The sequence below is a fragment of the Pseudomonas sp. EB271-G4-1 genome (assembly GCF_058791355.1).
Genome location: NZ_JBYTEO010000112.1, coordinates 1 through 10,918 on the forward strand (window position 1 = coordinate 1; position 10,918 = coordinate 10,918).

The 10,918-nt window shown below is 63.4% G+C and carries 8 protein-coding genes; 6 read left to right on the forward strand and 2 right to left on the reverse strand.

The features are described from left to right. Window positions 1-263: 263 nt before the first annotated feature. Entirely contained in the window at window positions 264-698 is a 435-nt protein-coding gene (locus tag AC3WWR_RS30055) for a nuclear transport factor 2 family protein (RefSeq protein ID WP_083349416.1), read from the reverse strand. A gap of 260 nt (window positions 699-958) precedes the next feature. Beyond that, window positions 959-2,287, reverse strand: coding sequence for a spinster family MFS transporter (locus tag AC3WWR_RS30060; RefSeq protein ID WP_033045701.1), 1,329 nt, complete (start codon window positions 2,285-2,287; stop codon window positions 959-961). Window positions 2,288-2,805: 518 nt separating this feature from the next. Between AC3WWR_RS30060 and AC3WWR_RS30065 the strand changes: the two genes are divergently transcribed. From AC3WWR_RS30065 to AC3WWR_RS30090, 6 genes are all read left to right on the forward strand, one after another. Next, window positions 2,806-3,891, forward strand: a complete 1,086-nt coding sequence (locus tag AC3WWR_RS30065; RefSeq protein ID WP_020800075.1) for an alkene reductase — start codon at window positions 2,806-2,808, stop codon at window positions 3,889-3,891. Continuing rightward, complete coding sequence (locus AC3WWR_RS30070; protein ID WP_151142812.1) at window positions 3,888-5,741, forward strand: long-chain-acyl-CoA synthetase; 1,854 nt, start codon at window positions 3,888-3,890, stop codon at window positions 5,739-5,741. The genes AC3WWR_RS30065 and AC3WWR_RS30070 overlap by 4 nt, the downstream gene beginning before the upstream one ends. Continuing rightward, window positions 5,734-6,819: an MBL fold metallo-hydrolase gene (locus AC3WWR_RS30075; RefSeq protein ID WP_151142809.1), complete on the forward strand. Its 1,086-nt coding sequence runs from the start codon at window positions 5,734-5,736 to the stop codon at window positions 6,817-6,819. Before AC3WWR_RS30070 ends, AC3WWR_RS30075 begins: the two co-directional genes overlap by 8 nt. A gap of 67 nt (window positions 6,820-6,886) precedes the next feature. Next, window positions 6,887-8,554 (forward strand): DUF1302 domain-containing protein, encoded by a 1,668-nt coding sequence (locus AC3WWR_RS30080; protein ID WP_020800078.1) that lies wholly within the window; start codon window positions 6,887-6,889, stop codon window positions 8,552-8,554. 93 nt (window positions 8,555-8,647) lie between these two features. Continuing rightward, window positions 8,648-9,859, forward strand: a complete 1,212-nt coding sequence (locus AC3WWR_RS30085; protein WP_020800079.1) for a thiolase family protein — start codon at window positions 8,648-8,650, stop codon at window positions 9,857-9,859. Window positions 9,860-9,863: 4 nt separating this feature from the next. After that, window positions 9,864-10,814 (forward strand): bifunctional OB-fold nucleic acid binding domain-containing protein/MaoC family dehydratase, encoded by a 951-nt coding sequence (locus tag AC3WWR_RS30090; protein WP_432668355.1) that lies wholly within the window; start codon window positions 9,864-9,866, stop codon window positions 10,812-10,814. Window positions 10,815-10,918: the final 104 nt, after the last annotated feature.

Here is a 10,918-nt window from a genome sequence, read left to right on the forward strand (position 1 = left end):
GGTTTAGCCGCGCTGGGCCAGGGACGGCCCATCGCGGCGACCCACGGAGCAATGCCTTCGTTCTGGCATGCCGAGCCCTAGCGAGGTACCGAGTGGTGGGGCAAAAGCGTTTGGTTACTTTGCGCTTTTCAAAGTGACCCGCTGTAAAAGCGGAACCAAAAGTGGCCGTTACCGCAGCAACGGATATGTACTCAGACAACAATCTCCCACAGAGGATCGCGGACACGCCAGTAACCAGGCCGGCTGTCAGGCCGCCTTCGTGCCTACATCAACAAATGCCCGCGCAAGTCCCCCATCATGTCCAGGTGTGAATAATCACGAAAGCTGAACCGCCAAACCCCGTCGACACGTTCGAATTCATCCAGGTAACGCCCGGCGGCGATGGGTTGCAGGGTTAGCGTGTCGGTAGCCTGCAGCACGGTGTAGCAGGCGCGAACCGTGGCGGTTCCGGAGGCTTCATCGATGTCGACGATGGGGTTGCTGATGACGTGTCGGGTGCGCGGAGTGCCGCAGGGGTAGAGCTTGATGCGTTGCTGCCAGATCCCCAGCAGGGCGGTGTGATCAATGCACTTGTCCTGGCTGCTTACCTTGATACGGGCGTGACGAAACAGCTCGGCGGCCTCGACCAGCTGGCCGCTGTCCAGGTGCTCGGCGTAACGGTAGAGCAGGTTGCAGATCTGTACGGCGCTGGTACTCATGGTGATCCTCATGAGAAAACGTTTTTCACGCGATCCCGGTAAAACAGATAACGCGATACTTGTAGGAGCGAGCCTGCTCGCGATGGAGGTCAACGATGACGCGGGGAGCCTGACGCCCCGCGGTGCTATCAGGTTTTTCGCGAGCAGGCTCGCTCCTACAGGTAATGCTTCATACATTTTTCCCGGGAATGCATGACGAACCCTTAAAAAAGCCGCTGGAACCTGGCGAGGTTGCAGCGGCGCGATGGTGCGGGAAAGGGTCAGGCCGTCACGGCACGGACCGGTGCAAGGTGCGCAGCCGGGCTCTTCATCTGTTGGCGATAACGGGGCAGTGCAAAGGCCAGGAATACGCTGGCCAGCATCAGCATGGACACCGACGAAGCCAGGGCATAACGCAGGGATTCACTGCCCAGGGTCGGCACGAAGAAATCGCTGAGCATGCCGACGAACAGCGGCCCGATACCGACGCCCAGCAGGGTCATCGACATGACGAAAATGGCCGTGGCCTGGGCCAGTCGCGTGGCCGGGAACAGGTGGGTGATCGCGCTCAGGCACGGTGTTGCCCACCACACACCGAAAAAGGCGAATGCGCTGTAGAACAGGAACGCCTGGGGTACTGCGATGTTGCCGATATGGAATGCCGTGCCTTGGGGCCAGAGGAAGTACGCCAGGGCGAAGGGAATGCTGATCAGCGTACCCAACAACGGCACGCCGATTTGCCAGCCGACATCGCGACGCGCCATGCGGTCGGTAACCATGCCGCACAGCAGGGTGCCGAAGGTCGCACCGGTACCGCCCACTACACCGACCAGGAATCCGGCTTCCTGCAGGTTGAGACCGTGGGAGCGTATCAGGAAACTCGGGCTCCAGGTGCCAATCGCGTAACCGGCAATCGCCGCCGCGCCGCCGGTGAGTACCAGGCACAGGAACGAGGGCATGCGAAACAGCTCGACCAGGGTCTTGAGCCAGCCATCCTGTTGCATCGCGAGATGGGCCTGCGGCACTACGCGCTTGGGCGTGCGCACGGTCAGCAGTAAAAGCAGGCCCAGGAAGATCCCGGGTGCGCCGATCAGCAAGAAGGCGTAGCGCCAACCGTGGTGCTGGGCAATCCAGCCACCCAGGCCCAAGCCGACGATCGCCCCCAGGCTGGAACCGAGCATCAGCACCGACAGGGCAGTGGATCGGCGGTTCGCCGGGTACAAGTCCGAGACCATCGCCACCGAAGGCGCAGTGCCACCGGCCTCACCGACCGCCACGCCGATCCGCGCCAACACCAGGGTCAGGAAGTTGCCGGCCATGCCGCACAGCATGGTCATCAGGCTCCAGGCGATACAGCTGAAGGCGATCACCGGCTTGCGTCCGATGCGGTCTGAGAGGCGCCCCAGCGGGAAGCCGAACACGGTGTAGAACACCGCGAAGGTCACGCCCGAAAGCAGGCCGATGCCGGTATCGGAGATGCCGAATTCGAGCTTCACCGGCTCAATCAGGATCGCCATCAACTGGCGGTCGATGTAGTTGAACACGTAGATGCTGGCGAGCACGAACAACGCATAGTGCGTTCGCCATGTCACGGGGGTGGATTGGTTCACTGCGGGTGCTCCCGGTTTTGTTCTAGTTGTCGCGATGCTGGGCTTGTCCCGGTTTTTTCTCATCGTCCGTTCAGACCATCTTTTTCGCCCCGGAACGGTTCACTCGTAGGAGCCAGGCTTGCCGGCGAAGAACGATGACGCGGTATGAAAGGGACACCGCGGTGTTCCGATCGTCTGTAGGAGCGAGCGGGGGTCGATCCGACTTGCCCGCGAACCAGGCGCCTCGGTACATCTGCCAAACCGCGTCATCGTTCTTCGCGGGCAAGCCTCGCTCCCACAGGCGGTGTGTCAGATACACCGCAGCGTCCCTTTCGCCGGCAAGCCTGGCTCCTACGGAACCGTACAGACGATGCGGTATCGGGTTCGTCCTGTCGATAGCGAACCTAGTCTTGTCGGACGATGTTTCGCCCGCGCTCACGATCAATCATTCAGCCCATATCCGCTGGTGTGCCAGCGCTTGCCCACACTGTGGCAAGCCCTCAGGCCGCCAGAAAACAATAAGAAGCTGAGGAATTGCAATGAGCGTCTTGTTCGAGCCGGTCGCCCTGGGCGAACTGCAACTGGCCAACCGCATTGTCATGGCCCCCATGACTCGCAGTCGCGCCCTTGCCGATGCGGTGCCCGGCAGCGCCATGGTCGAGTACTACCGCCAGCGTGCCAGTGCCGGGTTGATCGTGGCGGAAGGCACCGCGCCGTCCGCCAGCGGCCTGGGCTATTGCCGCACCCCAGCCATCTACACCGGCGAACAGATCGCCGGCTGGCAGCAGGTCACCGAGGCGGTGCATGCCGAGGGTGGGCGCATCGTCCTGCAACTGATGCACGTCGGCCGCGCCGCCAGTCGGCACAACAAGCCGACATGGGCCGCCACGGTGGCACCTTCGGCGCTGCGTGCGCGCACCCAGGTGTTCAGCGATGCCGCGGGCCTGGTGGACACCGACGAGCCACAGGCGCTGACCTTGCAAGGCATTGGCGATGTGATCGAAGACTATCGCCAGGCCGCGTTGAATGCGCGTCAGGCCGGTTTCGACGGTGTCGAGCTGCACTGCACCAGCGGTTATCTGCCGATGCAATTCATGGCCTCCGGCAGCAACCAGCGCAGTGATGCCTACGGCGGTGACGCGAAGGGGCGGGTGCGTTTTGCCAAGGAAGTGATCGAAGCCATGGCGACTGCGATCGGCGCCGGCCGCGTTGGCTTTCGCCTGTGCCCCGGCAACCCCTACAACGACATCGACGACCGCGATCCGGCCGAGACGGCGGCCGCCTTGTGTGAAGCCGTGGCGCCGTTGGGCCTGGCGTACCTGCACATCATGCGCTCGCCCCTGGCTGACCTCGATGCCTTCGCCCTGGCGCGCCGGCACAGCCCCCATGCGTTGATTCTCAACGATGGTTTCGACGGCCTTTCGGCCAGCGCCGCTCTCGCGTCGGGCGAGGGGGCTGCCGTGTCGTTCGGTCGTCACTTTATTGCCAACCCCGATCTGGTGGAGCGCTTGAAGCGGGGCCTGCCACTCAGTGGTTTCGACCGCAAGACCCTCTACACGCCAGGCCCGGCCGGCTACTCGGATTACTCCGCCTATCAAGCGATCGCCCAGGAGGTGGCGCAATGAACCTGAACGACCTGACCGGCGTCCTGCCGACCCACCCCGTGCCACGGGAGCAAACCCAGGCGCTGCTCGACCAGCGTTCGGCCGCCGCCGGGCTGATCAAGCCGAGCGATCGCTACACCCTGGCCGACCGACTGGAACACCAGGCGCGTGAACAGGGCGATCGCCCGTTCCTGATCTACAACGAGCAGACCTTGAGCTACTTGGAGGTCGATGCGCGGGCCAATCAAATGGCCCACACGTTTTATGCCAATGGCCTGCGTGCCGGCGATGTCTGCGCCCTGGCCATGGAAAACCGCCCCTCGTTCTTCTGCACCTGGTTTGGCCTGGTCAAGCTCGGGGTGGTGGTGGCCTTCATCAACACTCAGGTCAACGGCCGTCCGCTGCTGCATGCGTTGCAAACCACCGACGCCAAGGCGCTGGTGATCGGTGAAGAATGCCTGGCCAATATCCAGGCCACCGAAGGTTTTCCGGACCTCCCGTGCTGGCTGATACGCGACGCGGAAAATTCCTGGAGTGGCCCGCTGCCCAAGGGCGTCGACGGGCATTTCGATGCGCGCCTGGAGAAAGCCCCGCGCACGCCGTTTCCCCGCGATATCCGCGCGCACATCGAAGCGCAGGCCGCGACCCTGCTGATCTTCACCTCGGGTACCACCGGCTTGCCCAAGGCGGCGCGCTACAGCCATATGCGCTGGATGTCCTCGGGCGATGTGATGGAAGTGACCCTGCAAGCTACCCGCGAGGATGTGTTCTATTGCTGCCTGCCGTTGTACCACGGCGCCGCGGCCACGTCGGTGACCTCTACCGCGTTGCGGGCCGGTGCGGCCATCGTAGTGCGCCGCAAGTTCAGCGTGCGCGAGTTCTGGAAGGACGTCGCGCGTCATCAGATCAGTATCTTCCAGTACATCGGCGAGATCTGCCGCTACTTGCTAAACCAACCCGTGCGAGCGGGCGAGCGCGAGCACAGCCTGCGCTGCATGCTCGGTGCCGGTTTGTCACCCGACTCCTGGCAACGCTGGCTGGAGCGCTTCGGCCCGATCCAGGTGTTCGAGGGTTGGGGCGCCACCGAGGCCAATGCCGCGGTGATCAACGTCGACAACTATTTCGGTTCTTGCGGGCGCGTGCCGGACTGGAACAAGACCAACGTGCGGCTGGTGCGCTACGACATCGAAAACGACTGCCACCCACGGGACGAAAACGGTTTCTACCAGCTCTGCGAAGTGGGCGAGGTTGGCGAGGCCATGGGCTTTATCGTCGATCACCCTGAGATCGGTGGTGGGCGTTTCGAGGGTTACACCTCTGCGGAGGCGACCGAGAGCAAAATCCGCCGCAATGTGTTTCGCGAGGGCGATGCCTACTGGAGTTCTGGCGATTTGCTGCGCGAGGATGCCAACGGTTACTGCTATTTCGTCGATCGTATCGGCGATACCTATCGCTGGAAAAGTGAGAACGTTTCGACCCTCGAAGTGGCGGACGCCCTGGGCGACCTGGCGGGCCTGGAACTGATCAATATCTATGGCGTCCAGGTGCCGGGCCATGAAGGCCGCGCCGGGATGGCCGCGGTGCTGATGCAGGCCGGCCAGGCATTCGATCCCGACGCCCTGTACGCCCTGACCGAAGCGCGCCTGCCGCGTTATGCGGCCCCGGTGTTCATCCGGGTCACCCAGTCGGCAGACCTGACGGCCAGCTTCAAGCTGCGCAAGGTCGATCTGCAACGCCAGGGCTATTGCCCGAGCCTGTGCAGCGATCCGCTGTTCATTCGCGACGACCAGGCGCGCACCTATGTGCCCTACTCGGTAGAGGCCCTGACGCGCGCCGGCCTCACGCCCTTTTCGGTGGCCAACCATGGCTGACCTCGACGACAACGGTCACGAACTGCGCGGCGGCCTGCGTTATCCCTGGCCGCAGGCGCCCGATTCGGGGCAGGTGCGCGAAGTGGCGCCGGGCGTTTGGTGGCTGCGCATGCCGCTGCCGTTTCGCCTGGACCACATCAACCTCTATCTGCTGCGTCACACCGATGGCTGGGTGGCGGTAGACACCGGCATGAACACCGACCAGACCCGAGAAGTCTGGGAACGGGTGTTCAGTGAAGTGTGCGACGGGCTGCCATTGTTGGCGGTGGTCTGCACGCACTTTCACTCTGACCATGCCGGCGTGGCCGCGTGGCTTTCGGAGCGCTTTCAATGCCCGGTGTATATGACCGTCAGCGAGTTCCAGTCGTTGCACGTCAAGTTTCCCGCCGATCAGCCACCGGGCTGGGACTTTCTCGACTTCTACCGCAAGGCCGGCGTCGGCGATGAACAGAGTGCCGAGATGTTCGCGGTGATGAGCAATGCCCATTTCCTGCCGGCGCCACTGAACCATTTCCGCCGTTTGCAGGAAGGCAGTTGCCTGCACATCGGTGGCCGCACCTGGCAGGTGGTCATCGGTCGCGGACACTCACCGGAACATGCCTGCCTGTATGCCGCTGATGACGGCCTGCTGATTTCCGGCGACCAGGTGTTGCCGCGCATCACCTCCACCGTCGGCGTGCATGCCACCGAGCCGTTGGCCAACCCGCTGCACGACTGGCTCGATTCCATCGAGCGGTTGCGCAGCTTGCCCGACAGCGTGTTGGTGCTGCCGGCGCACGAACGGCCGTTCTTCAATCTGCATCAGCGCCTGGATCAGTTGGAGGCCCATCACCGCGGGCATCTGGCGCTGCTGCTGGCCAACTGTGACGAGCCGCGCACCGTGCTCGAACTGATGGCTGTGCTGTTCCCCAGGCTGTCGGGTCGTTTCGACGAACTGATGGCGCTTGGCGAAACGTTGGCCCATGCCAACTACCTGGTGGCCGAAGGGTCGCTGGTGCGGGAAGAGGACCGGGGGCGGTATCGCTACCGGAGTGCTGTAAGGGGAGCGTGCGCTGTTACTCCGCCCAAGGTGTTTTGAGCGCAAGGCACGGCAGCAGTGTTGAACATTCCAGGCAGCCATTGAGTTGCCCTTGAGGAGAATCAGTGTGATCAACAAAAACAACAATAACTCTACGGTCATCGGTTCGAGCGCGTTTCCGGTCACGAGCCTGGCCGCAGCCATTGCGCTGGTGTCCACACCGGTATGGGCCGGCGAAACCTTTGAGTTCGACAACGGCGCGACCATCGACTGGTCGGTGACCACCAGCTATGGCATCGGCGTGCGCACCGGCAGTCAGAGCGATCGCTTGCTGACGGTCAACGCCGACGATGCCAACCGCAACTTCGACAGTGGCAGCCTGACCACCAACCGCGTGGGCGCGCTGGGAGAAATGATCCTGCGCAAGGACAACTACGGCGCCGTGCTGCGTGCCAGTACCTTCTACGACGATGTCTACCACCGCAAGAACGACAACGACTCGCCCGCCACCGTGAACAAGAGCGGCAGCAACGACGAATTCACCAGTGACACCCGTTACTACAGCGGCGGTCGCAGTAAATTCCTCGACGCCTATGTGTTCAGCGGCTGGCGTTTTGACAACGACACCATGCTTGACGTCAAGGCCGGGCGGCACATCGAATCCTGGGGCGAGAGCCTGTTCTACCCCGGGGTCAACGGCGTACAAAACCCGTCTGACGCGGTGAAAGCCTCGCAACCGGGTGTCGAGGTCAAGGAAATCCTCTTGCCGGTGGGCCAGTTCTCCGGCTCGTTCCGACTGAACCCCCAGCTGACCTTCGGTGCGTACGTGCAGTATGAATGGAAGGGCACTGAACTGCCGCCAGTGGGCAGCTACCTGTCGGGCAGCGACGTGGTCGGGCCTGGTCGCGAGTTCATCTACGCCAACGGCCAGAAGATCGCCTACCGCGGCACCGACGAACCGAGTGATGGTGGCCAGTGGGGCGTGCAGATGCGCTACCGTCCGGTACCGGCCCTCGAGCTATCGCTGTTCCACGTCAACTACCACGACAAGAACCCGGCCACCGCCCTGGTCGGCTACAACCCGCTGCCAGTGGGCGGTGGCCTCAACGCCTTCGTCAGCAATGGCTACCGGATCAAGTACTTCGAAGACATCAAGCTGACCGGCATCAGCGCCTCGACCAAGATCGGCGACACCCAGGTCGGCGCCGAATGGTCGTACCGCGACGGTGCGCCGGTGATGGTCAATACCGGACTTGGCGCCGTACCGGCCAAGGGCAAGGGCCAGCAAATGCAATTGTCGGCGGTGCGCATTTTGGGTGACCGTCCCTGGGCCAACCAGACAACGCTGACGGCCGAAGTCATCCGCGTGCAGGTCGACAGTGTCGAATCCACTTCGGCCGCGCCGAACCTGCAAGGCGTGAACCTATTACCCTCCTTGGCACCTCTAGTGGCCTCTTCCGATGACTACACTTACAGCACAGCCGCGGGTTACCGCACCAAGTCTTCCAGCGCCTACACCGTGGGCGCATCGTTCAGTTATCCGGGAGTTTTCCAAGGCTGGGATCTGGAAGTCCCCTTCAGTTTCTCCAACGTCTTCAGCGGCTCCACGCCCATGGCCGGAAGCATCTCCGGCGTCGCCGGTGACCGACGCCTGAGCGCGGGCACGACCTTCAAGTACCTGGGCAACCTGGAACTCGGCTTGAGATACATCTCTTATCTGGGTGCAGCTGATCCGATCGACCGTCCGTTCGCCGACCGCGACTACGCCACGTTCTCGATGAAATACACCTTCTGATCGACCCCCCAAGATCCGGGTCGCCGTGGTGCGCCCGGAGCTTCAACACAACCTGGAATAGGCCGCAGCTGAACGCTTCGGCATGGAGGCACTATGGGACTCAAAGGGCATGCGGCCATCGTTGGCAGCGCACAATACAAACCGGAAAAATATTCGACCGCGCCCAAGATGTTTCACCTCGAGCAAGTCGCCGACCTGGCGGCACAGGCCCTGCGCGATGCCGGTCTCAAGGCCTCGGACCTCGATGGGCTGGTGATCAACGGCCCGCACTTTCACGAGGCTTCGGTGTTCGTACCGGCGATGGCCGCCGAATACCTGGGCCTGCGATTGAACTTCGCCGAAGTGGTGGACCTGGGTGGATGCACCTCGGTAGGCATGGTCTGGCGCGCTGCCGCCGCCATCGAACTGGGGCTGTGCCAGGCCGTGCTGTGCGTCATTCCTGCGCGCATGGCGCCGCTGGGACCCGACGAAGATCCCGGCTGGATGGCCCGCTCCATGCGTTTCGGCGGACACAGCACCGCGTTTGGCGCGCCTGAAGCCGAGTTCGACCTGCCTTATGGGCACATGGGCCAGAACACCGGCTACGCGATGATCGCCCAGCGTTATGCCGCTCAGTACGACTACGACCAGCGGGCGATGGCCAAGATCGCCGTCGACCAGCGCACCAATGCCTTGGCCAACCCGCAAGCCATGTTCTATGGCCAGCCGTTGACCATCGAGCAGGTCCTGGCGAGCAAAATGGTCGCCGACCCTCTCCACGTCCTCGAGATCGTCATGCCGGTGGCCGGTGGCGCCGCGCTGATCATCACCAACAAGGAAGTGGCGGCACGGGCCCGCAAACGCCCGGCCTTCATTACCGGCTTTGGCGAGCACCTGGCATTCAAGTCGCCATCGTATGCCGAGGACATGCTGCGCACGCCGATTGGCCCGGCTTCCGAGCGGGCCTTTGCCATGGCGGGCCTCAAGCCCAAGGACGTCGATGCCGCACAGATCTACGACTGCTACACCATCACCACTTTGCTGACCCTGGAAGACGCCGGTTTCTGTGGCAAGGGCGAGGGCATGGCCTTCGTGCGTGAACACGACCTGACCTGGCGAGGCGACTTCCCGATGAACACCCACGGCGGGCAACTCAGTTTCGGCCAGTCGGCCTCGGCCGGTGGCATGAGCCAGGTGATCGAGGCGGTGACGCAGATCGCCGGCACTGCCGGCGAGCGCCAACTGGGGCGCTGCGACAGCGTCTACGTCTCCGGCACCGGCGGCGTGATGAGCGAGCAGGGCGCATTGATACTTCAGGGAGCATAAGCACATGTCCAACAACAAACCGATGCCCGTCGCGACGCAGATCTCCGCACCGTTCTGGGAGGGCCTGAAGGCTCGCCGCCTGTTGATCCAGCAATGCAATGCCTGTACGCACTGGAATTTCTACCCGCGTCGGCATTGCCCGGTGTGCCTGGAGCATGATTTGGCCTGGCGCGACGTCGACGGCGCCGCGACGCTTTACAGCTACACGGTGACGCGCATTGCCACCTTGCCCGATTTCATGGATGAAATGCCGCAGAAGCTGGCAGTAGTAGAGCTGGCCCAAGGGGTGCGCATCAACACCAACCTGGTGGGCCTCGAAGAAGACGAAATCCGCATCGGCATGGCCTTGCAGCCGGTGTTCGCCGAAGTCGATGCCAAGGGCAACCGCCTGCTGCGTTTCACCGGAGTGGACAAGGATGCGGCGAGCCTTGAGTCGCTGCCGGCGCAGGACAGTGAACCGGCGCCGGTGGCATCGGAGCAGCCACCAGTGCGGCAGATCGACCTCAACGATGGACCGGCCTTGCAGGCCCTGGTCAGCGATCAGTACAGCGACTGGAGCAACGTGGTGGTGGTCGACCAGGCGCTGATCGACGCCTTCGCCCAGTTGTCGGGCGACGATTACTGGATCCATACCGATCCGGAACGCGCCCGCCTGCAAAGCCCGTTCGGCGGCACGATCGCCCACGGCGCGCTGGTGCAGGTGCTGCAGTCACGGATGAAACTGGCACTGGGCTTCGAAATCAGTGGTTTCACCACCCAGGTCAACTACGGCTCCGACCGCCTGCGCTTCCCGGCGCCAGTACCGGCCGGCTCGCGCATCCATTCGCGGGCTCGGGTGAAAAAGGTCGATCTGTCGGCCCGTGGCACCCAGCTGACCCTGGAACTCACCACCCACGTGGTGGGCCAGGACCGGCCGTCGGTGATCAACGACCTGGTCATCCTGTACCTCGCCTGATCGCCACCAGAGCCATTGAACGGGTGAGGTCCTGGGGGGGGGGGGGGGGGGGGGGGGGGGGGGGGGGGGGGGGGGGGGGGGGGGGGGGGGGGGGGGGGGGGGGG